Here is a 23,646-nt window from a genome sequence, read left to right as displayed (position 1 = left end):
AGACTGAAATTTGAGCGACTTTTTTTGTCCACACAAAACTAATAAAACTTAAGAGATTAATTTATTAAATCCGACAGCTTTTGAATGAACTTATATTAGAATTAGAAGAAATTGCGCCAAAAGAATTTTTTGGACCCCATAACGTTAATATTGAACTACTTAAAAAATATTTCCCAAAAATTAAAATCGTAGCAAGAGGTAATAAAATTAAAGCCTACGGTGATGAGGATTTGTTGGAAGAATTTGACAAGCGTATGACCATGCTGTTAAAGCATTACGCAAAATATAATAAAATTGACGAAAATGCCATAGAACAAGTGCTGACAAGCGTTTCGAGCGAAGACTATACTACAACCGAGAAAAGTAGTGAAGCCATTCTTCATGGGGTTGGAGGTAAAGTGATCAAAGCCCAAACCGTCAACCAACGCAAGTTGGTGGAGAGCATGCGAAAACATGACATGGTATTTGCCATTGGCCCTGCGGGGACAGGAAAAACTTACACGGGTGTTGCTTTGGCGGTAAAAGCTTTGAAGAATAAAGAGGTTAAGCGTATTATTTTGACGCGACCTGCGGTTGAAGCCGGCGAAAACTTAGGATTTCTTCCTGGAGATTTAAAGGAAAAATTAGATCCGTATATGCAACCTTTATATGATGCCCTTAGAGACATGATTCCAGCGGAGAAATTGGCGCAATTTATTGAGAATGGTACTATTCAAATTGCTCCATTGGCCTTTATGCGTGGACGTACTTTAGATAATGCATTTGTCATTTTGGATGAAGGACAAAATACTACACATAATCAAATGAAGATGTTTTTAACCAGGATGGGTAAAAATGCAAAATTTTTGCTGACGGGAGATCCTGGACAAATTGATTTGCCGAGGCGTACCACTTCCGGATTAAAAGAAGCCCTTTTAATTTTGAAAGATGTTGAAGGCGTGGGGATTGTCTTTTTGGACGAAACCGATGTCATTCGACACAAACTGGTTCGAAAAATTATTGAAGCCTATAAGACTATTGACAGTCGCGAATTATAGCAGCGTAAAATTTAAAAAAAGCTTCATCTGACATGTCTGGCCTAGCCTGACAACAGTGAAGCTTTTTTTTTAAGAGGTAATATTATCACTGTCAATCCTTTAATTTTTTTTTCATATCGTACGTCATTTTAAATGCATTTGTGGTACAGGTTTTGACATTCGCTCATCATTAACTTAAAACTATTTTAAATAATGAAGAAGCTTGTTTTAGTGTTTGCGATGTTCGTGGGGTTGTCCACGTTCGCACAAGAAGTAAAAGTAAAAGATATTACTTCTAAAAATTCGTGGTTAAAATTAGGATTGAATGCTGGTGTTCCAATGGGAGACGCTGATGATTTTGCTTCATTTGCTCTCGGTCTGGATGTCAAAGGCCAATTTTTGGTGACGCCTAATTTCGGAATCGGTCTGGCCACGGGGTACAGCCATTTGTTTGGTAAAGATGGTGCAGATGATTTTGGAATTATTCCTGCCGCTGGTTTTGCTAGATATTATTTCCAAAAGACAGGTTTATTTATTGGTGCCGATTTAGGTTACGGATTCTTAATGAATGTCGAAAATAATGAAGGCGGACTATACGTCAACCCTCAAATTGGCTATCATAATGAAGATTGGAATATTTTTGCCTTTTACCAAAACACCTTTGCTGAAAATGATTTCGATATTCGCGTCCTTGGGATTGGCGCAACCTACAATTTAAGATTTTAGTCCCCTAAAATTAAAAGATTTTAAAAGAGCAGTTTTTACTGCTCTTTTTTTTTGCATTCTAAAGTCCATAACCCTTATTTTTGTGGGAGAGTTAACTGCTAAAATTTCTGCTACATGAACACCATCATAGATACCAATTTTAATTTCCCCGGACAAAAAGGACTTTACAAAGGCAAGGTCAGAGAAGTTTATAACATCAACGACAATTTGTTAGTTATGGTTGCTACTGATCGCTTAAGTGCGTTTGATGTGGTGATGCCTAAAGGAATTCCTTACAAAGGTCAAATCCTTAATCAGATTGCGACTAAGTTTATGAAGCAAACGGAAGATTTGGTGCCTAATTGGTTAATTGCAACGCCAGATCCTAACGTTGCTGTGGGGCATTTATGTGAACCTTTTAAGGTGGAAATGGTGATTCGTGGGTATATGTCCGGACATGCGGCTCGCGAATATAAAGTTGGAAAACGCATCTTATGTGGCGTTCCACTTCCTGAAGGCTTGAAAGAAAATGACAAATTTCCACAACCCATTATTACGCCGGCCACCAAAGCTGAAATGGGAGATCATGATGAAGATATATCTCGGAAAGATATAATAGCACGGGGCATTGTCAGCGAAGCAGACTATCTGGTTTTAGAAGATTACACTAGAAAACTTTTTCAAAGAGGTTCAGAAATTGCCGCAAGTAGAGGCTTGATTTTAGTGGATACGAAATACGAATTTGGAAAAACAAAGGATGATAAAATTGTTTTAATTGACGAAATTCATACTCCAGATTCTTCTAGATATTTCTATGCAGATGGCTACCAAGACCGTCAGGAGGCAGGTGAGCAACAAAAACAATTGTCTAAAGAATTCGTACGCCAGTGGTTAATTTCGAATGGTTTTCAAGGTTTGGAAGGTCAAACTGTCCCTCAAATGACAGATGATTATATTGAGACCGTTTCTGATCGCTATATTGAACTCTATGAAAAAATAATGGGAGAAGATTTTGTAAAGGCTGATGTGGTGCACATACAAGAGCGCATCCAGAAAAACGTAGAGCGTTATCTAGCTGAGCAGGCTTAAACTTGGTCGTTAGTTTCATTCAGATTCTTATCTGAAGGTCTAATTAAATGCAATAATTTTCGGAGGTATTTGTATATAAACGCGTTGGTCTTCCCAATGTGAAATACAATAACGCACACGGCTATTATAAATGCTAAGGCGCCAAATACGGCTTCCCAAGGTTCTAAGGATTTGTAATAAAAGTGCTTAAGACCAATGCCTGTAAAGCTTCCGTAAATGATGATGAAATGCACCACATAAATATTCAGTGTGGTTTCTCCAATGCGGGTCACAATGGATTGCTTCATGAAACGTTCCAACAGGTAAAAGAATCCAAAGTACAACAACACATTACCCAATCTTAAGAAGAGGTAATTGTAGTTTGCCGCTCGTTCAAACAATTCAATATTGGTCATCACAAACAATTGCTGTAGGATTTGTGTCGAGTAGAGCAGGAGAATAATCCCCAACACAAAAAAAGAGCTTACAGTAATCTGTTTAAAATATTTTTTTTGGGAATAGGTAAAGAATAAAGTAGCTAAGAAGCCGCCAAACGCCACATAGCCAAACCAGGGTAAAATGGTAAAGACACTCCCGTTAGATTTACTCAAATAGTTCGCAAATACAGCGGGCACGTTTTCTAAGGTCAAATTTCGATACAGAGGTTCAGTCACAAAAATAACACAGCCAATAGTCAGTAATACGATAGATAGGATGGTGCTATTTCGTCGGCATAATAAATAGAGACCAATCAACATCAATAAGGACAGACCGATGCACTGCAGCACATCAATGACCAAGAAATAGGAATCAAAATCGCCTTTTAGCCACGAGAAAAACGGGATCCGTAGGGCGTACCCAATGCCAATCAGCATCACCCCTCGGGTAGCACCTTTTCGCAAACGCTGTTTATCACTGCCTTTTGCGTGGGCTTTTAAAAGTAAATAGAGAAAGACAACTCCTGAAATAGTAAAAAACGTAGGTGCGGTAATCCCTCTAAAATAGGACCAAACCGTATAGGCCGTATAAGAATCGTCTCTGTAAATAGGGTTGAGTAGTGTGTCCACGAAGTGACCCTGAAGCATCATTAAAATGGCAAACGCGCGTACAGCGTCAATAAAATAAAGTCGGTTTGCTTTCAATGAGGTTTTGGCTAGTAAATGCAAATATAATGTTAAAACTCAAAATTAATAACTTTTAGGTGTAAACGGGATTTTTTATAGGACATTCTTAAAATTTGTAAACCGAAAACTATATCTTTAAAATCGCTAACCAGATTTCACAAATGAACACTTTAGATTCAATCTTTCAAACCTTTGCTGACTACGCATGGGGATTACCTTTATTGATTATTTTAATTGGAGGCGGCCTGTATTTATTGGTACGCTCTGGGTTTTTACCCTTTCGCTATTTTTTTCATGCTCTAAACGTGTTAAGAGGTAAATATGATGACCCAAATGCCCCTGGTGAAATCACTCATTTTCAAGCCCTTTCTACAGCTTTGGCTTCAACCATCGGCATGGGGAATATTGCCGGTGTAGCAGTTGCCATTCATATTGGTGGACCTGGCGCCATGTTTTGGATGTGGATCAGTGCCATTATTGGAATGTCGACCAAATTTTTCACCTGCACCTTAGCCATTATGTATAGAGGTAAAGATAGCAATGGCGATATTCAAGGAGGCCCGATGTATTTTATCATAGAAGGCTTGGGCAAATCATGGAAACCTTTGGCTATATTTTTCAGTATTTGCGGACTTATTGGCGCATTGCCCGTTTTTAACGTGAATCAGTTAAAGCAGGCCATCAATTTTATATTATTAGAACCCAACGGTGTTGAAGTAACTACCACCTCTAACATCATCATTGGGATTATCCTTGTAGCCATTACGGCAGTGGTTATCTTAGGTGGATTGGACCGGATCAGTAAAACCGCTTCAAAGTTGGTGCCTAGTATGGTGGTGCTTTATTTTGTATTGGTCCTGATTATTTTGGGAGTCTATATTGAAGAAGTTCCTCGTTATCTTGCTTTAATGTTTACCGATGCTTTTGCTGGCGATTATTTTAAAGGCGATTCCTTCTTAGGAGGCATTGTTGGTGGACTGATTCTATTGGGCGTAAGACGTGGTGCATTTTCAAATGAAGCGGGTATCGGTACAGCACCTATGGCTCACGGCGCGTCAAAAACCAATGAACCTGTGCGTGAAGGCTTGGTGGCTATGTTAGGGCCTGCCATTGATACTTTGGTGGTATGTACCTTAACCGCACTCGCTATTTTGGTAACCGGCGTGTGGCAAACCAGTGAGGCTAATGGGGTGAGCTTAACGGCAGCAGCTTTTAATAATGCCATTCCCGGATACGGTAATTACTTGCTATTAATTTGTATTGCTACATTTAGTATTTCGTCTTTATTTACCTATTCCTATTACGGAACAAAATGCATGTCCTTCTTGTTTGGCGCACACAACCAGCATTATTACAATTATTTCTATATCGCCAGTATTATATTTGGGGCAGTTACGCCATTAAGTATGATGTTGAATCTGATTGATGGCACATTTGCGTTGATGGCCATTCCAACCATGACGGCAACTATTATATTGGCACCAAAAGTAATTAAGGAGATGAAGGCGTACGCAAAGCGGATGAAATTGTAATTTAAAGCTAAGATATTTTGAACACCATAGACTAGACCGAATGGTGCGAGCTAAATAGATATTTCTTCAGCTATTGTTAACATGAGGGCAAATTTTAAAAATAAATTGATATTTTTGAGAAACAAGCATTTTGCTTAGAGTAACTAGCAAGCAGCGGCATCACTAATAACACAACAAACAAAATATATGAGTCATTATAGTATCAAAAACTTAGAGGAGTATTACCAAGTGTATCGGAAATCCGTCAGGGAGCCTGAAAATTTTTGGGAAGAGATTGCAGAAGAACATTTCCTATGGCGCAAAAAGTGGGATAAAGTTCTTAGCTGGGATTTTAGCTCCCCAGAAGTCAAATGGTTTGAAGGCGCAAAATTAAATATTACAGAAAATTGTCTAGATCGCCATTTACTCAGCCGTGGTCATAAGACTGCCATCATTTTTGAACCTAATAATCCTGAAGAGGAAGCACAACATATCACTTACAAACAATTGCATGAACGGGTTTGTAAAATGGCCAACGTGCTCAGGGATCAAGGCATCAAAAAGGGTGATCGGGTTTGTGTGTATTTACCAATGATTCCGGAATTAGCAGTTACTTTATTGGCCTGTGCTAGAGTTGGTGCCATTCACAATGTGGTATTTGCGGGATTTTCATCTAAAGCGCTCTCTACAAGAATCGTTGATAGCGATTGTAAAATTGTCATTACGGCAGATGGCTCTTACCGAGGCAGTAAAAGTATTGACCTAAAAGGGATTGTCGATGAGGCGCTGCAGGACTGTGACATTGAAAAAGTATTGGTGGTTAAACGCACCAATTCTGATATTACCATGGTAGAGGATAGAGATGTGTGGTTGCAACCATTACTCGATGAGGCTTCTTCAGATTTTGAAGCAGAACTTATGGATGCTGAAGATCCATTATTTATTTTATACACTTCCGGTTCTACAGGAAAACCGAAGGGCATGGTGCATACCACCGGTGGATATATGGTGTACACGGCCTATACGTTTAAGAACGTTTTTCAATATAAGGAAAACGATGTCTATTGGTGTACTGCGGATATTGGATGGATTACGGGTCATAGCTATATTGTTTATGGACCGTTGGCCAACGGTGCAACGACATTAATGTTTGAAGGCGTGCCGCATTATCCCGATTTTGGAAGGTTCTGGCAAATTGTTGAAAAACATAAAGTCAATCAGTTCTATACCGCTCCAACTGCTATCCGCGCCTTGGCGAAACAAAACTTGTCCTTTGCTGAAAATGTCGATTTATCCTCAATTAAAGTCTTGGGTTCTGTTGGAGAACCGATTAACGAAGAAGCTTGGCATTGGTATAATGATATCATCGGGAAAGGTAAAAATCCGATTGTGGATACCTGGTGGCAAACCGAAACTGGAGGCATTATGATTTCTCCCTTGCCATACGTAACCCCTACCAAACCTACCTACGCTACCTTGCCATTTTTAGGGGTACAACCGGCTTTGATGGATGAATCCGGAGAAGAGTTAAAAGGCAACCAAGTAGAAGGACGCTTGTGTATCAAATTTCCTTGGCCAGGCATGGCGCGTACCATTTGGAACAACCACGAACGCTATAAAGAAACCTATTTTTCTACTTACAAAAATATGTATTTTACTGGGGATGGCGCGTTAAGAGACGAAGTGGGCTATTACAGAATTACCGGTAGGGTAGATGATGTGGTCATCGTATCCGGCCATAATTTGGGCACGGGACCTTTAGAAGATGCTATTAATGAGCATCCTGCGGTTTCTGAGAGTGCCATTGTTGGTTTTCCTCATGAGATCAAAGGAAATGCTCTTTATGGCTATGTGTCCTTAAAAGAAACAGGCGAAAGTAGGGTACACGACAATTTACGTAAAGAAATTAATCAGTTGATTTCTGAACGGATCGGACCCATTGCAAAACTCGATAAAATACAATTTACCGAAGCCTTGCCAAAAACAAGAAGCGGAAAGATTATGCGTCGTATTTTGCGCAAAATTGCCGAAAATGATATGTCCAATTTAGGCGATACCAGTACATTATTGAATCCTGAAGTGGTTCAGGACATCATCGATCATAGGATTTAAATAACAATATGGGAGCTTTAGTTTCAACAGAAGATCAATTAAAAGAACGCATTAAGGAACTGACCTGTCTATACAATGTCAGCTCCTATATTGCCAATTGTAATTTGTATGATTTAGACCCCACATTTAAAGCAATAGCTGCCAGTCTTAAGGCAGCTATCCTTTATAATGAGGAAGCTTTTGTTGAAATGAAATTGGGAGATGAGTTGGTGTGTTCTGGGGTAAGGCTACTTGATCAGGTATTTATTTTATCGGCTATAAAAGTTTTTAATTTGCCTTATGGCTCTATAAAAATAGGATATTCTAAAGCTAAGTATAATGAAAATGCATTTTTGGAGGAAGAGCGACAGCTTTTAAAAACTATTGCTGCCGAAATAGGTAATCTGATTGAGCGCAAGCAAATTATTGATAAGGAAGAACTGACCAAGCGTCAAATGGAACGTGCAGACCGCATGGCCATTTTGGGAGAAATTACGGCCGGAATTGCACATGAACTCAACACCCCGTTAGCAAGTATTTTAGGTTTTTCTGAATTATTGCAGGAACGCTTTATACACGATAAAGACGCTTTAAAAGATTTGGATAAAATCATGAACAGTGCCATTTTTTCTCGAGAAGTGGTTAAAAAATTGATGTTCTTTTCTTGCGAAATGCCTCATCATATGGAGCTGGTCAATATCAACCCAATTATTACGGATGCCATACATTTATTACAACCGAGTTTTAATAAAAAGAATCTTGAATGTGTTTTAGAATTTAGTGAGGCGGATATTACCCTTAGAGTTGATGCTATCCAACTGACCCAAGTTATTTTTAATCTGGTTATTAATGCCATCTATTTTTCGCCAGAGGGCGGCAAAATTGTGGTGAATGTCAGCAATCAATTTAAAGAGGTTGTTTTGCTTATCAGCGATGAAGGTAAAGGCATTTCTAAAGACATTGCCGAGTTTATTTTTAATCCGTTTTATACCACAAAACCCGTTGGTGATGGCTCCGGATTAGGTTTGAGCGTTGTACACGGCATCATGAAGAGCCATCGCGGGACCATTTCGCATAGTAGCAATAAACCAAACGGAACCTTATTTACTCTCACATTTCCTAAACTATAAATATGCCGTTGGAAAAGGAAAACATATTAATTGTTGATGATGACGTGCAGATCTTGGAGTTGATTCAGAGGCATCTGAAATCGTTGAACTATCACACCTATAAAGCCATTTCGGTAAAGGAGGCGATCTGTATTTTACAGGACCAAACCATTGATCTTTTGATTACGGATCTTCAGATGCCAGGTGTTGACGGCTTACAGTTGGTGAAATATGTGTCCGAGCACTTTCCTGAAATCCCCAAATTGGCGGTTACGGGTTATCCCTCAATTGACGGCGCATTAAAAGCGATGAAGTCTGGGGTAATGGATTATCTTACCAAACCATTCACCAAAGAGGAACTCAAAAATGCCGTCGAAAAATCCATTGCATTACGCCCGATATCCCATTCAAAACCCGGAGCTGCCTCCTTACGCAATCCAGTTTTTGGAGAATTAATTGGGCAATCTGAAGCTTTTAAACACGTATCGAATATCATTGAAAGAGTTAAAGAAAACAAAGCCACCGTTTTTATTCAAGGCGAAAGCGGGACAGGGAAAGAATTGGTAGCACGCGCTATCCATTATATGGGGAAATTTGCGGCAGCACCTTTTGTTGCAGTCAATTGTGGGGCGATTCCGGAGAACCTGTTGGAAGCTGAATTGTTTGGCTACACTAAAGGGTCTTTTACCGGAGCCAATGACGATCGGAGCGGATTTTTTCAAGCGGCAAATAAAGGCACTCTGTTTTTAGATGAAATCGGAAATGCTTCCATGGCTACCCAATTGAGTCTGTTAAGGGTTTTGCAAGAAAAAGAAATTATGAGGGTGGGCTCACAAAAAGTTGAAAAAATTGATGTTCGGGTAATTGCTGCGACCAACGTCGATTTAAAAGAGCTTATCAAAAACGGTCGTTTCAGGGAAGATTTATATTACCGTCTTACCGTGGTTCAGATTGATGTGCCCCCGTTGAGAGATCGGAAATCTGACATTCCGCTCTTAGTGGATAAATTTTTATTTAAGTATGGGGTGGAATATAAGGACCGTATTGTTAAAATATCAGACGATGCCTTATTGGCATTAGAACGTTATGATTGGCCTGGAAATATCAGGGAACTGGAAAACAGCATCCAACGCGCGGTGATTATGTGCGATAAGCAAGTGGAAATTGAAAATTTACCATCTTATTTAAAGTATCAAATAGAATTTCCAAAACAAGATGTTTTTTTACCCCTCAAGGAAGTTGAAAAACGACATATTTTAAAGGTTTTGGAGGCTATGGATAACAATAAAACCAAAGCTGCTGAAATTCTGCAGATCGACCGAAAGACTTTGCGGGAAAAAATAAAATAACCCATATATGGGTGTAATTTACCCGGTGAGTAAAAGCACCCCAGGTATATGGTGACCATACAATAATAATAATTTTATAACTTACTGATTTCCAGTTAATTATTTAAAGTGACGGATCTATTTCTGTTTAACGGCACAGCTATTGCACTAACATGCTAAGCTTTAAATATTTAATTATGAACACTCTCGAAAATAGTTTATGTGGCTCGTGTGAGCATCTGATCTATTGCTGTTTGACCAATGATAAAAGCGCGATTTGGTCTTGTAGTGAATACGAGGTGTCTGGGGATCATGATCAAATTTTTCAAGAAAAATTATTGAATCAATCCAAAGATATATCTGCTTCCAGCACAACGGAAGAGGTGTTCTTTTAAATATAAACCCATGACCTTAACAAAAAAGATAATTAAAAAAGAAGCTCCCAAACAAGGGATGCTTCAAAACGTGATGCAACAATTTGAAGCTGCTGCTGAACGGATGAACCTGAATCCAAACATCAAAAAAATCCTTGCGGTCACCAACAATGAATTGATTATTCATTTTCCGGTGCGTATGGACAATGGCGAAGTTGAGATTTTTAAAGGCTACCGTGTACAACATAACAATGCGTTAGGACCTTATAAAGGAGGCTTGCGCTATCACCCGACAATTGATATTGATTCAGTAAAAGCATTGGCCATGTGGATGACCTGGAAAACATCATTGGCAGGTTTGCCTTACGGTGGTGCCAAGGGAGGAATAGAAATGGATCCTAAAAATTATTCTATTTCAGAATTGGAACGCATTACCAGACGTTTCACTTATGCATTGGGAGATAACATTGGTCCTGAACACGATATTCCAGCACCTGATGTCAATACCAATGCGCAAACCATGGCTTGGATTGCAGACACGTATATGTCTACAAAAGCGCCATCTGAGCGTTCTAAAAACCAACACGTGGTTACTGGGAAACCTGTAGGATCTGGAGGTTTGGAAGGGCGTGATAGAGCAACAGGATTTGGTGTGTTTTTGACCATTAAATATTGGTCTGAATATAAAAATATCGATTTAAACGGTAAATCGTTTATTGTTCAAGGTTTTGGAAATGTAGGGTATTGGGCGTCCCATTTCTTACAAGAGGTAGGAGCGAAGTTAGTGGGAGTACAAGATGCCTTTGGAACAATCGTCAACCCAAATGGCTTGGAAGTAGAATCCCTATTTAATTATACAACTACGAATGATGGTAGTATTTTAGGATTTCCTGGATCTGAGGTTTTAGATAAGGATCTCTTTTTTGAATTGGATTGCGACATCTGCATCCCAGCCGCCTTGGGCAATCAAATAACCGAAGATCGGGCAGGTAAGATAAAAGCCTTTTTAATTGCTGAAGGTGCCAATGGGCCAACCACAGTAGAGGCGGAAGCGATTTTGAAGGAACGCGGTATTGAAATTATACCGGATATTCTATGTAACTCAGGTGGTGTTGTAGGGAGTTATTTTGAATGGTTACAAAATCGGAATGGCGAACTATGGGCTCTTGATGAGATCATGGTTAGAATAGACAAAAGAATTAAAGAGGTGTTTAAAAAAGTATATGAAACCTCTCAAATAAAAGATCTTGATATGCGCTCAACGGCGTATATAATTGCGATTGAGCGTATTGAAAGAGCGTATATACAACGTGGTATTTTTCCTTAATTATTAATAAATATGTAAACATGAAGTACGGTAATTTGATATTAGAAAAGAAAGAGTATGTGATGATCAAACGTTTGTTGACCCTCACAAATGATTATAAAGATTCCACCCAAAAGGTCTCGCTCACCAAATTCGCCAAGGAAATGGAAAGTGCAGAAATTTTGGATGACGATAAAATGCCAGATGATGTGGTCAGAATTAATTCTGAAATAACCATAGCAACCAATGATGGCTGGTCTTACACGTTTCAGGTGGTTTTGCCTGCAGAAAGTAATAATTCTCAAAAGAAAATTTCTTTGTTATTACCAATGGGTGCGGCAGTTTTAGGCTACGCTAAAAACGACAGCATCAGTTGGACGTTTCCAGGTGGCGACAAGGACATTACAATTTTAGATGTCAAACAGAATAACATAACAAAATTAAATATTGCGTAATGGAATCTTTAGTTAATTACGGTCATGAGACGGATGATGAAATTGTGAAAAGACACATGCATCGTGAGCTTCATACGTGGATTTCCCATTTGGATGCCATGAACGTTGAGGCTGACCAACTCGCAAAAATTGTCACCCATCGCATTGGGGATAAAGAATTGCGGAATGCCTTGTTGGATGATATTAATGAAAATATCAACCTGTTGAATGAGTTTTACACCTATAGAAACTTATTTAATAATGTTAGGGAATGTGATGAAACGGAATGTGATCAATTTTACATTCAAAAGCACGACTTCATTTTTGAAAAATATGTGGCTTGTGTGTCCCAAAACCAAGCAATAAAAAACAGTGTTTATAAAAAATTGCTCGTTTAGTTGTTCTTATTAGTTGAATACTATAATATTTGGTTGAGCAAGAAACCATAGTCGATTCGGCTATGGTTTCATTTTTTTTAACGCCCTCTTAAATCAGGTTTGACGCGAAATTTCCTATTTAAATAGTATCTTTAACTTTTTAATTCAATTTTATTTTTTAACAATTACAATATCACAGATGGATATAAAACTTGCAGTATTAATAGATGGGGATAACATCCCTTCAGCCTATGTAAAAGAGATGATGGAGGAAATTGCCAAATACGGCAACCCGACAATTAAGCGTATTTATGGAGATTGGACCAAGCCGCACCTTTCAAAATGGAAGAATATGCTCTTGGAAAATGCCATTACGCCAATTCAGCAATATGGATATACCGTAGGTAAAAATGCTACAGATTCGGCCATGATTATTGATGCGATGGATATTTTATATACCGCTAAAGTAGATGGCTTTTGTATTGTATCCAGCGACAGTGACTTTACACGTTTGGCAACACGTTTACGTGAAGCAGGTATGAAAGTTTACGGGATTGGCGAAAAGAAAACACCAAATCCATTTATCGTGGCTTGTGACAAGTTCATTTATATTGAAATTCTTAAAAACCAGAGTTCAGACGAGGAAGTGGTGTCTACGGAAGAGTCAAAAACGGCGAAGAGCAACGTGGATAAAATCACCCAAAAGGAAATAAAGTTTATTGCCGCAACCATTGAAGATGTGGCGGATGAAGATGGCTGGGCTTTCTTGGGAGATGTTGGTGGACTGATGCAAAAGAAACAGCCTAACTTTGATTCCCGTAATTATGGCTTTCAAAAATTGACCCCATTAATCAAGTCGCTAAAAGAATTTGAAATCGACCGAAGAGAAGATTCCAAAGGGCATTTTAAGCTAATTTATGTACGTATTAAAGAAGCACAAATAAAACCTAAAAAGCAAACCCGAAATAAAAGAAAATTGATCTCTAAAACCTAATAGGGTTTAAAACGTAATTCTAATAAAAATGCCTTCAATAGTTTTCATTGAAGGCATTTTTTTGATTATAAATCATTAGTGTCGGATAAAAATAAATAATAAATTAACAAACTCATTTTAAGCAAGGGACATTAGAAGATTTCCGAAATGAGACCTTGCATTTTAGAAGCTGTTTCTACCGAGAGGGAATGTGCGATTTTAATTTAAATGATCGTTGTTTGTCAGTTAGTTGCAAACAAGTCTTAATTCTTTATTCTAACAGCGCAGCGGTCTTGATTCTTGATCGGACAACAATGATTATAAATAACAATTATAACGGAATATTCCCGTGCTTGCGTTTTGGTGCATCTACCTTTTTGTCTTTCAACATGGCAAAAGCTCTAATCAATTTGCGTCGTGTATCTTTAGGTAGGATCACTTCGTCAATAAAACCGCGTTCTGCCGCACTATACGGATTGGCAAAAAGTCGCGCGTATTCCTCCTCTTTTTCCTTCAATTTGGCATCTTTATCTTCAGCCTTATTGATTTCTTTCTTAAAAATAATTTCAGCCGCTCCTTTAGCACCCATCACGGCAATCTCAGCACTTGGCCAAGCAAAATTCATATCCGCACCAATGTGTTTTGAATTCATAACATCATAGGCGCCACCGTACGCTTTTCTGGTAATTACTGTTACTCTCGGAACAGTAGCTTCACTAAACGCATAAAGCAACTTGGCGCCGTGAACGATAATCCCACGCCATTCCTGATCAGTTCCTGGTAAGAAGCCCGGAACATCTTCTAAAACTAATAATGGAATGTTGAAACAATCACAAAAACGTACAAATCGCGCTGCTTTTTTGGAACTATTCACATCTAACACTCCTGCTAAATACATCGGTTGGTTGGCCACAATTCCAATACTTCTGCCGCCTAATCTGGCAAATCCGACAATAATATTTTCGGCATAATCTTTATGGATTTCGTAAAACGAATCGGTGTCAATAATCCCATTGATCACGCTGTGCATGTCATAAGGCTTGTTAGCGTTGTCTGGAATAATATCAGAGAGCACATCTCTCACTTCATCCTTTAATTCAAAAGGTAAAAGGGGCGTGGTTTCTGTATTGTTTTGAGGTAAATAACTGATCAACTTTTTAATATCCTCCAAACATTCGATATCATTGGAAGCAGTAATATGGGCAACACCAGATTTTGTGGAGTGCGTACTGGCGCCACCCAGTTCTTCAGAAGTCACATTCTCATTGGTTACCGTTTTTACTACGTTAGGCCCCGTTACAAACATATAGCTTGTGTCTTGTACCATAATTGTAAAATCAGTCATGGCAGGGCTGTATACGGCGCCACCAGCGCAAGGCCCCATGATGGCTGAAATTTGCGGAATCACACCAGAGGCTTGCACATTGCGGTAAAAAATATCCGCATAGCCGCCTAAACTTCTCACGCCTTCTTGAATCCGTGCCCCGCCCGAATCATTAAGTCCGATAATTGGAGCCCCAACTTTCACGGCCAAATCCATCACCTTACATATTTTCTCCGCGTGGGTTTCTGATAAAGAGCCTCCAAATACGGTAAAATCCTGAGCAAAGACATATACCAATTTGCCGTGCACCGTGCCGTAGCCCGTAACCACACCATCGCCGTAGAATTGCTGATCGGCCATTCCGAAATCCTTGGCCCGATGGGTGACTAAGGCACCAATTTCTTCAAAAGAACCTTCGTCCATTAAATAGAGCACACGTTCTCGCGCCGTTAGTTTCTTTTTTTCGTGTTGTTTGTCAATACGATCTTGACCACCGCCAAGATAAGCGAGCGCTAGTTTTTCGTTAAGGTCTTTTATTTTTGATTCCATAGTATTCAATTTCACTTACAGAGGCAATTTATGTGTATTGCGTGTTATTATTTGTAATTTTTGATGCTGGCGTAGCATCGCTTTGCGGTCAATCGTAGGCACTCAATTCCTACTTTTTTTAATCAGCTTTCGGGATGCGCAATACTTTTTGATCTTCTAGATACTGTTTTACAGCAATAAGGGCCGCCAAGTGCGCTTCTTCCTCGCGATGTGCTTTAATTTTTTCCGGTGAAAAATACTTCTTTACAAAGTGCGTGTCAAAATTGCCAGAACGGAAGGCTTCATGTTCAAATACAAACGTTCCGAAGGGAAGTGTTGTTTCAATACCTTCAATATGATAATGAGCAATGGCTTTCAGCATTTCCTCGATTGCCTCGGCTCTAGTAGCACCATAGGTAATCAGTTTAGCCAGCATCGGATCATAATAAATAGGAATATCCATTCCTTCTTCAAACCCATTATCTACCCGGATATTGTCGCCTACCGGCAAGCGGTACACTTCTAAATTTCCAACGCTAGGAAGGAAGTCATTTAGTGGATCTTCCGCATAGACCCGCAATTCCATGGCGTGTCCTTTAATCTTGAGGTCTTCTTGTTTGATGGGTAGTACTTCGCCACGAGCTACACGAATTTGCAGCTCTACCAAGTCCGTATTAGTAATAAACTCCGTTACCGGATGTTCTACTTGTAGTCGCGTATTCATTTCTAAAAAATAGAAATTGAGATGTTCATCCAATAAGAATTCGACTGTTCCTGCACCGACATAATCACAGGCTTGGGCCACCTTGATCGCTGCTTCCCCCATTTTATGACGCAATTCAGGTGTTAGCACAGAAGATGGCGCTTCTTCAATCACCTTTTGATGACGGCGCTGAATGCTGCATTCCCGTTCAAAAAGGTGAATGGTATTGCCGTGAGTGTCCGCCATCACTTGAATTTCAATATGACGTGGACTGCTCACGTATTTTTCAATAAATACGGAGCCGTCACCAAACGCAGAAGTTGCTTCACTAATGGCACGTTTCATTTGCGATTCCAATTCGGAAGCTTTTTCAACCACCCGCATGCCTTTACCACCGCCACCTGCAGAGGCCTTGATAAGGATGGGGAAACCAATCTCCTTAGCAATGGCCTGCGCTTTATCAACATCAGTTATGGCTTCATCAATGCCAGGTACCATAGGAATATCGTAGTGTTTCACCGCTTCTTTGGCGGCTAATTTGCTGCCCATAATTTTAATAGCCTTCGATTTTGGACCGATAAAAATAATGTTATTGGCTTCACAAGCCTCGGCGAATTCAGCGTTTTCACTTAAAAAACCGTAGCCTGGGTGAATCGCATCCACATCTAAACGCTTTGCGACCTCTATAATTTTGTTTCCTAACAAATAGGACTGATTAGACGGTGCTTCGCCAATTAAGACGGCCTCATCTGCAAATCTAACGTGAGGGGAATTCCGATCAGCCGTTGAATAGACCGCGACGGTTTTAATCCCCATTCGTTTTGCCGTTTTCATAACGCGAATGGCGATTTCTCCTCGGTTTGCAATTAATATTTTTTTCATTCAAAAATGTATTTTTATTCCCGCGTAAGCGCGAATCTCATGTTTTAGTTAACGAAAACCTACTTTAGAGGAGCTTTCGATAGGTAATGGTCATTGTGAAAAACTAGCTTATTCAAATTCCACCAACAACTGATTTTTATCCACCGCAGCGCCTTTAGTAACAGCAATAACCTTGATAATACCTTCTCTGGGGGAGGTAAGGACATTTTCCATTTTCATGGCTTCTAGGATTAATAAGGGGTCATTCTCCTTGACTTCATCGCCTATATTGACATTAATTTCCAAAATTAATCCGGGCATTGGCGCGGTAATTTTATCCACTTTTTTAGAGCTTCCAATCTCAAATCCAAGCTCTTTTATTAACTGATCTAAACTATTGTTTATGCTGATATTATAGGTGTTATTGTTAATCTTTACTTTATATGATCTTTCGTTGAATTTGTGATCGATAATTTCAGCGTTGTATGATGTCCCACCATGGAGTATGTGGAATTTTTTATCCGATGTCTTGACGGCATCTAACGATTCTATATCCTGATGGGATAGAGACCGTTCCTGTTCTCCATTGATCAGTACTTGGTATTGTTTATGCATAGGGTTATTTCATTAATGGTGGAAAAGTTACGAATATTATGAGGGATATTAAAACATTGTTGATTTAAGAAAATAGCGCTCCAATTTAAAGAATTTTGATTTTTTGAGGAGCGCTGTGGTTTTAAGGAATATGAGTGCGGCAATCAGCGCATCCCCAGGTGCCGTATGCCGATCCATTAAATTAATGGCGTAGGCCTCTGCAATTTCATCTAATGAGTAATGGGCGTTTTGATCTATAAAATTGGATTTGATGCGCGTGTTGGCATAAAGATCCATGGTATCTATTACTTTATTTTTTAAATTGGGTAAACCCATTCGTTTCAATGCGGCATTGATCATAATAATATCGAATCTGGCATGGTGGGCAACTAATACGGCATCTTCTATATACTTTAAAAATTGCTTTATGGCAGTTTCCTCAGAACACTTCGCCAATTTTCCATGTTGAAGAATACCGTGGATTGGAACACTATCTGGATTGAAATGTGTCTGCTTAACATAGATTTCCAAAGAATCGGCAACGGCAATTTCATTTTTAAGAATTGATACCGCACCGATAGATAATATCCGATCGATGTAGAAATCAAATCCCGTAGTTTCACAATCCAAAGCAACAAACCTTGAAGAATCCAAGGTCTTTTTTTCCTTTTTCTCAAAATGATGCAGATACGCTTCCCAAAAGTCGGGATAGGTTTTTTTATTGAAGTTCCAGAGCCTCATTTAAAATTACTTAGATTGTACTTTAGTTTGATGGATTCCTGAATCTGTGCTATGGTATTAAAGCACCGTTTCAATTTCATTTTCTCCTCTTTGCTTAATGCGGCAATTTCAATAAACCGACCGTTATCGTTATGGAGCAAGCCATGTTTTGTTCGGAATTTGAGCAGGGCTTTGGATGCATAAGAACAGGATAGATACAGTTCTTCATTCGCGGGAAATATTTCGGCCATTTTTTCAAATCGTTCTGCTGTGTTATTTATGTTTTTAATTTGATTGGAAAGCGCAAACAATCTACCGGCATCCACAATGGGCGTGATGGCACGTTTTTTAATGTCGAAAAAATCTTTGTATTCCCCATCTTTTTCAACTAAAAATCGTCTAAAAAAACCAAGTGGAGAAGCGCTTCTCAAGGCACTTGCCGCAAGTTTAGACAAGAACATGTGGTTGTTTTTTGTAATGTCAAAAATGTGGTCTGAGAGTTGGCTGGTAAGATTGGCATCGCCATAAGTGATGTCAAAGTCAAAAAAAATGGAAGATAATAATATTTCATCATCACCTGTGTTTGAGGTCCAGTGGTTAAACTGAAGTTTCCATTCATCCAAACTTAAACACCATTTGGGGTTTTTTGCCATAATATCGGCGGGACAAAAGTCAAAACCCACTTCATTCAACCGTTTATTCACTTTCTTTGAGAGCAACAGAAAATAGGCTCTTACATCTTCCAACTCTTCCGCATCAACATTTTCAAATACGATGGCATTGTCCTGATCAGTCTGTAATAATTGCTCCTTTCGCCCTTGGCTGCCCATGGACATCCAGGCAAACTTAACTGGAGGCTGTTGACCCATTTTTACAATACAGCGCTCAATAATGCGCTTAATGGTAGCGTCATTCAGTTCAAATATTATTTTGCTCGTTTGAGTTAAAGGGATGTTTTGTTGTACAAACCCCTTTAAAAGCACCATTATTTTTTTACGGATATGCTTCAGTTGTTTGGTAGACTGCGAGCGTTTGATGGCCTTCATCAAAACCGTTGGATTGCTGCCCCGCATTACATTGATGTCGTTTTGGGAAATGACTCCTATGATTTTTGAATTGGGAGTACCGTCTGCAGTGATACATAAATGACTGATATTGTGTTTCATCATCGTGAGTTGTGCCTGACTAATGGACACGCCTTTTGGATAACAGAGCACCGGTGCACTCATGATGTGTTGCACTTCAGTATCAATAGGGTATGCGCCAGTGATGACCTTGTTGCGTAAGTCTACGTCAGTGACAATTCCAACAGGAATCATATCCGCTTCAATTAATATTGAACCAATGTGGTGTTTCTGCATGAGTAGTGCAATGTCCTTGATTTTAGTGTTCGCCTTGGCGGTAATCACTTTTTTTATGTAGCGGACAGGTTGCAGTTCAAAAAGCTCTTTATCATTAGCTAAAACCTCCAAGCGATGCTCATATAAAGAGCCATGTATCTCTTTAGAGAAAGGATTTTCAGTATTGGAAGCGAAACTTTCTATAAGAAAGTCAACAACAGCTTTGTTGCGGGTTATTAAGGGCTTGAAGGTGACTAAGGGAATGCCATAAAGGATGCTTTCTTCTTCAGTAACGGCATTGGTGGCATAGTTTTCTTTAGCAAAGAGTGGTCGGAGTCCAAAAACATCACCTTCATCAAATCGATCTATCGTCTCCACCTTAGCGTTAATATCTTTAGTAAGTGCAATAGCGCCTTTGTGAATGATGTAGAATTTATCGTGCAACGTCTCGCCCACAGCATACACCAAATTGTCCCTTTCTAGATAGGTAATGGTTACTACTTGTGCAATGGCGTATAAATCCTCTTTTGAAAGTTGGTCAAAAGGAGGGAAGTTTTTGAGGAAATCGGCAATCCTTTCGGCTATAGTATTTTTCATTCCGATAAAATTAAGCAAAGTTTAGTGTTTATCGTTCTTTCTGAGTGTTGAAATGAGAATTCACCTGATGGTTCTTGATCGCTTTTTTTGCTAAAATAATTCCAATAAACAAAGAAATAAAAGCACCTATCCAAATACCTGGAATAAAATCAATAAACAAAAAGAAATCATAAGCGCCATGGAATAGGGTAGCGAGAAAGAGCCCGGTCAGATTTAGCAGCTTCTTATTTTTGGAAAATTTTGCTTTCCCCATAAAATATCCCATCAAAATGGCGAACGTAGCATGCGCGGGAACTGCGGTAAATGCTCTGATGATGGCTACTTCCATGCCGCCCTGTAGCACATACATCACATTTTCAGTTGCTGCAAACCCCATAGAAACCATGACGGCATACACGATACCGTCAAAAGGCTCATTGTATTCTACATGAGGCTGCGCATAATAGCGCACAATAACATACTTGCTGAATTCTTCCGTTAGTCCAACCACAAAAAAGGCCTTTATAAATTGTTCTAAAACACTGGTATGGTTTTCAAGTTTTAAGGGGATGTCGATGATCATATACAGCATTGTGGTTATGATTATGCTGACAATGGCGCCCAGTATAAAATTGTAAACTAATAGTCGTGGCGGCTCTTTCTCGTACTTGTCTTTTATATAAATATAAATGATAATGATGAGCACAGGTGAGATGGCTAGCAGTAATAAGGTCATGCGTCTGTGTTTGTAATTTGGTTCTCAATGGCCTTAATTACTTCCAAATAATAATTGGTGTTGCTCTGTACGAAATGGCTATTATTGGCACTATTGTTTAACAGTTCTAGAAATTCTGGTATACTGACAAACTTAGCCTGTTGTACTTCTTCAGGATCTAATTTCAGATCATTTATAGTTTTGTTAATTTTAGCGATATAGGTATGGTGGAATTCGTTGTCGACAATGCCGTTGGGGTAACTTTGAAAACAGTCATAAACGCCAACTTTTAGGAGATCTTGTTCAGTAATTTCTAGTCCAATTTCCTCTCTCGTTTCTCTGATAGCCGCTTGGGCAATGGTTTCGCCCGCATCTACATGGCCAGCCACGGAAATATCCCAGAGTAAGGGGTAAATGACTTTATTGGCGGCACGTTGGGCTAATAGTATCTCGGCATGGTCATTATAAAACCAAACATGTGCTGTATTGTGGTAATAACCTTTGTGGTGAATTTCAGATTTAAGGCAGGTCTTGCCAGTAGGAGAGCCGTCTGCATTCAAAATGGCGATATATTCTTCAGCTTCCATTATCTTAAAGCTAATTTTAAACAGGTTATAAACGTGTCAAAATCGAGTTTTGTGTTAAAAAGGTGACATGACAATCGCACATAAGCACCTCTAAAAGATACAAATACGCCGTGATCTGCCAGGATTTTTTTAAACTCCTCAATGTCAACGGAAACAGGTAATTCGAGTCCGAACAAATGATGGCTCCTATAGGCATCAATTTCAATATAACATCCCAAGTTTCGCAATTCCTTCGCCGCCTTTATGGAAAGTGTTCTGCAGTGGTCTTGAATGGCTTCAGGGGTCCATAACAGCACTTGTTTTAGAGCTGCCAGTTGCATTTTGACATGGATGAAGCTTCCGCTTTCTCCCATAACATACCTATTAGCAAAGGGCTTATACTCGTTTTGGTATTTTGTGAGGTCCGGTAAATTATGACTGTCCAATCGATTGGTCCAATTTTCTTCTAAAGGTTCACCGTGATCAAAATAGGGCCCGTAGTAGGCATACCCGCAACCGTAAGGTCCGAAAAGCCATTTATAGCCCGCGCAAATTAGAGCATCTGGCTGAATTTCTTTAACGGAAAAGGGGAGTGCACCCACGGATTGGCTGCCGTCAATAATTAATAAAGCCTTATGCTGAAAGGTTTTTTCTCGTATAGCTTTCAAATTAAAAAGTGTGCCACTGGACCAATGTATGTGCCCCATGGCGACCACGGCAGTGTTGTCATCAATTGCCTCTAATATGGCTTTATTCCATAATTTACCGCGATTAATTTTGGTTTTTGGAGCCTGAACTATTTTTAATTCTGCTTGATAGTGATCAGTTAATTTCTTCCAGGAATAATAATTACTCGGGAATTGCTCCTGCATCAAGATTACATTTTGCCCTGGCTCTAATTTGATGTTATTGGCTACTGTTGCAATGCCGTAAGATGCGGATGTTATTGTAGCAATTCGCTCATATTCATCTACTTCAATAAGTTTAGCGAACTTTTGCTTTAACTCAATGACGGGGTCAAAAAAATCAGATGAGGGGATGAGATACGGTCTGCTTTTTTGTAATACCGCATCAATTCCTGCTTGTTCTACTGCTTTAAACGACGGCGATAAACTCGCCGTGTTTAAAAAGCAGATGTGCTCAGGGATATCAAATAAATCTTTTTGTTTCGAGATATCCATTAGTCTTCAAAATAACTGAACGTATCGTTTTCTTTAATGTTCAATAGTGTTTCGTAAATTAATTTGATCACGTTTTCCACATCGTCTCTATGCACCATTTCTACTGTTGTATGCATATATCGTAATGGAAGTGAAATAAGAGCGCTAGCAACGCCCATACCGCTGTAAGCAAACGCATCCGTATCAGTGCCTGTAGCTCTTGAACATGCGGAGCGTTGGAAAGGGATTTTCTTTTCTTCGGCGGTTTCCGTAATTAAATCGCGAAGTTTCTGTTGTACGGCAGGGGCGTATGCCACTACAGGACCTAAACCGAGCTCCAGATGACCTTCTTTTTTCTTATCGATCATTGGTGTAGTCGTATCGTGCGTCACATCTGTAATAATAGCAACGTTAGGTTGGATGCGCTCTGCAATCATCTCTGCACCACGTAATCCAATTTCTTCTTGTACCGAGTTGGTGATGTAAAGTCCGAAAGGCAAGGTTTTTTTATTTTCGTGCAGTAAACGGGCGACTTGAGCAATCATAAAGCCTCCAATACGATTATCGATAGCACGACATACAAATTTATCATTATTTAAGATATGGAAAGTGTCAGGGTAGGTGATGACGCATCCAACGTGAACCCCCATGTTCTCAACTTCTTCTTTGTTTTTGGCACCTACATCAATGGTTATATTATCTGGTTTTGGAGCTTCTTCCTTAGTTTTATCTCTGGTGTGGATGGCTGGCCATCCAAAAACACCTTTTACGATGCCATTTTTGGTATGGATATTTACAATCTTACTCGGTGCAATCTGATGGTCACTACCACCGTTCCGGATCACGTAAATAAGTCCGTTGTCTGAAATATAATTAACGTACCAGGAAATTTCATCAGCGTGACCCTCAATGACGACCTTGTACTTAGCTTTTGGATTGATAACCCCTACAGCTGTTCCGTAAGTGTCCGTAATAAATTCATCCACATACGGTTTTAGGTACTCCATCCATAATTTTTGTCCGGTCCATTCGTAACCTGTCGGTGAGGCATTGTTTAAATAATTCTCTAAAAATTCTAATGATTTGTTGTCTAAAATGTTCTTATTGGGCATGTGTTATTATTTTTTATAAAATTAGCAATAT

At 39.3% G+C, this 23,646-nt stretch carries 22 protein-coding genes; 12 read left to right on the top strand and 10 right to left on the bottom strand.

The window, feature by feature from the left end:
- Positions 1-80: 80 nt before the first annotated feature.
- The 3 genes from ES711_RS13775 (at position 81) to ES711_RS13765 (ending at position 2,810) form a co-directional block, all read left to right on the top strand.
- Positions 81-1,037, top strand: coding sequence for a PhoH family protein (locus ES711_RS13775; protein WP_146893879.1), 957 nt, complete (start codon positions 81-83; stop codon positions 1,035-1,037).
- A gap of 192 nt (positions 1,038-1,229) precedes the next feature.
- A complete protein-coding gene (locus ES711_RS13770) occupies positions 1,230-1,742 on the top strand; it encodes a hypothetical protein (RefSeq protein ID WP_146893878.1) in 513 nt (170 codons plus the stop codon).
- A gap of 114 nt (positions 1,743-1,856) precedes the next feature.
- Entirely contained in the window at positions 1,857-2,810 is a 954-nt protein-coding gene (locus ES711_RS13765; RefSeq protein ID WP_146893877.1) for a phosphoribosylaminoimidazolesuccinocarboxamide synthase, read from the top strand.
- On the opposite strand, the gene ES711_RS13760 is transcribed toward ES711_RS13765, so the two are convergent.
- Positions 2,807-3,955, bottom strand: coding sequence for a heparan-alpha-glucosaminide N-acetyltransferase domain-containing protein (locus ES711_RS13760; RefSeq protein WP_246139201.1), 1,149 nt, complete (start codon positions 3,953-3,955; stop codon positions 2,807-2,809). The genes ES711_RS13765 and ES711_RS13760 overlap by 4 nt on opposite strands.
- 119 nt (positions 3,956-4,074) lie before the next feature.
- On the opposite strand from ES711_RS13760, the gene ES711_RS13755 reads away from it, so the two are divergent.
- The 9 genes from ES711_RS13755 to ES711_RS13715 all read left to right on the top strand — a co-directional run bounded on the left by ES711_RS13755 (position 4,075) and on the right by ES711_RS13715 (position 13,437).
- On the top strand, positions 4,075-5,445 hold the full coding sequence (locus ES711_RS13755) for an alanine/glycine:cation symporter family protein (protein ID WP_146893876.1): 1,371 nt from the start codon (positions 4,075-4,077) through the stop codon (positions 5,443-5,445).
- Between the two features lie 186 nt (positions 5,446-5,631).
- Positions 5,632-7,536 (top strand): acetate--CoA ligase, encoded by a 1,905-nt coding sequence (gene acs, locus ES711_RS13750; protein WP_146893875.1) that lies wholly within the window; start codon positions 5,632-5,634, stop codon positions 7,534-7,536.
- Between the two features lie 8 nt (positions 7,537-7,544).
- On the top strand, positions 7,545-8,645 hold the full coding sequence (locus ES711_RS13745) for a sensor histidine kinase (RefSeq protein ID WP_146893874.1): 1,101 nt from the start codon (positions 7,545-7,547) through the stop codon (positions 8,643-8,645).
- A 2-nt stretch (positions 8,646-8,647) separates the two neighbouring features.
- The gene (locus ES711_RS13740) at positions 8,648-9,973 is read left to right on the top strand and encodes a sigma-54-dependent transcriptional regulator (RefSeq protein ID WP_146893873.1); all 1,326 of its coding nucleotides are present in this window, start codon (positions 8,648-8,650) and stop codon (positions 9,971-9,973) included.
- A 176-nt stretch (positions 9,974-10,149) separates the two neighbouring features.
- Positions 10,150-10,347 carry a hypothetical protein gene (locus tag ES711_RS13735; RefSeq protein WP_146893872.1) on the top strand — a complete coding sequence of 66 codons (198 nt, stop codon included), beginning with the start codon at positions 10,150-10,152 and terminating at the stop codon, positions 10,345-10,347.
- 10 nt (positions 10,348-10,357) lie between these two features.
- Positions 10,358-11,653, top strand: a complete 1,296-nt coding sequence (locus ES711_RS13730) for a Glu/Leu/Phe/Val family dehydrogenase (RefSeq protein WP_146893871.1) — start codon at positions 10,358-10,360, stop codon at positions 11,651-11,653.
- A gap of 20 nt (positions 11,654-11,673) precedes the next feature.
- Positions 11,674-12,087, top strand: a complete 414-nt coding sequence (locus ES711_RS13725) for a GreA/GreB family elongation factor (RefSeq protein ID WP_146893870.1) — start codon at positions 11,674-11,676, stop codon at positions 12,085-12,087.
- Complete coding sequence (locus tag ES711_RS13720) at positions 12,087-12,464, top strand: hypothetical protein (protein WP_146893869.1); 378 nt, start codon at positions 12,087-12,089, stop codon at positions 12,462-12,464. Before ES711_RS13725 ends, ES711_RS13720 begins: the two co-directional genes overlap by 1 nt.
- A gap of 178 nt (positions 12,465-12,642) precedes the next feature.
- Complete coding sequence (locus ES711_RS13715) at positions 12,643-13,437, top strand: NYN domain-containing protein (protein WP_146893868.1); 795 nt, start codon at positions 12,643-12,645, stop codon at positions 13,435-13,437.
- A gap of 310 nt (positions 13,438-13,747) precedes the next feature.
- Here ES711_RS13715 and ES711_RS13710 read toward each other — a convergent pair whose 3' ends face one another.
- From ES711_RS13710 to ES711_RS13670, 9 genes are all read right to left on the bottom strand, one after another.
- A complete protein-coding gene (locus ES711_RS13710) occupies positions 13,748-15,289 on the bottom strand; it encodes an acyl-CoA carboxylase subunit beta (RefSeq protein ID WP_146893867.1) in 1,542 nt (513 codons plus the stop codon).
- Between the two features lie 118 nt (positions 15,290-15,407).
- Positions 15,408-16,853 carry an acetyl-CoA carboxylase biotin carboxylase subunit gene (gene accC, locus ES711_RS13705; protein WP_146893866.1) on the bottom strand — a complete coding sequence of 482 codons (1,446 nt, stop codon included), beginning with the start codon at positions 16,851-16,853 and terminating at the stop codon, positions 15,408-15,410.
- 108 nt (positions 16,854-16,961) lie between these two features.
- Positions 16,962-17,447 carry an acetyl-CoA carboxylase biotin carboxyl carrier protein subunit gene (locus ES711_RS13700; RefSeq protein ID WP_146893865.1) on the bottom strand — a complete coding sequence of 162 codons (486 nt, stop codon included), beginning with the start codon at positions 17,445-17,447 and terminating at the stop codon, positions 16,962-16,964.
- Between the two features lie 48 nt (positions 17,448-17,495).
- On the bottom strand, positions 17,496-18,167 hold the full coding sequence (locus ES711_RS13695; RefSeq protein WP_146893864.1) for a 3'-5' exonuclease: 672 nt from the start codon (positions 18,165-18,167) through the stop codon (positions 17,496-17,498).
- Positions 18,164-20,083: a DUF294 nucleotidyltransferase-like domain-containing protein gene (locus ES711_RS13690; RefSeq protein WP_146893863.1), complete on the bottom strand. Its 1,920-nt coding sequence runs from the start codon at positions 20,081-20,083 to the stop codon at positions 18,164-18,166. Before ES711_RS13690 ends, ES711_RS13695 begins: the two co-directional genes overlap by 4 nt.
- Positions 20,084-20,111: 28 nt before the next feature.
- Positions 20,112-20,798, bottom strand: a complete 687-nt coding sequence (locus tag ES711_RS13685; protein WP_146893862.1) for a PrsW family intramembrane metalloprotease — start codon at positions 20,796-20,798, stop codon at positions 20,112-20,114.
- Complete coding sequence (locus ES711_RS13680; RefSeq protein WP_146893861.1) at positions 20,795-21,364, bottom strand: NUDIX hydrolase; 570 nt, start codon at positions 21,362-21,364, stop codon at positions 20,795-20,797. The genes ES711_RS13685 and ES711_RS13680 overlap by 4 nt, the downstream gene beginning before the upstream one ends.
- Positions 21,364-22,524, bottom strand: a complete 1,161-nt coding sequence (locus ES711_RS13675) for an aminotransferase class V-fold PLP-dependent enzyme (RefSeq protein WP_146893860.1) — start codon at positions 22,522-22,524, stop codon at positions 21,364-21,366. Before ES711_RS13675 ends, ES711_RS13680 begins: the two co-directional genes overlap by 1 nt.
- Complete coding sequence (locus ES711_RS13670; RefSeq protein WP_146893859.1) at positions 22,524-23,615, bottom strand: M42 family metallopeptidase; 1,092 nt, start codon at positions 23,613-23,615, stop codon at positions 22,524-22,526. Before ES711_RS13670 ends, ES711_RS13675 begins: the two co-directional genes overlap by 1 nt.
- Positions 23,616-23,646 lie beyond the last annotated feature (31 nt).

This window comes from Gelidibacter salicanalis (genome assembly GCF_007997285.1).
GTDB lineage: Bacteria > Bacteroidota > Bacteroidia > Flavobacteriales > Flavobacteriaceae > Gelidibacter > Gelidibacter salicanalis.
The sequence above is the reverse complement of the archived record's forward strand: the minus strand, read 5'-3'. Positions and strand labels throughout refer to the sequence as shown.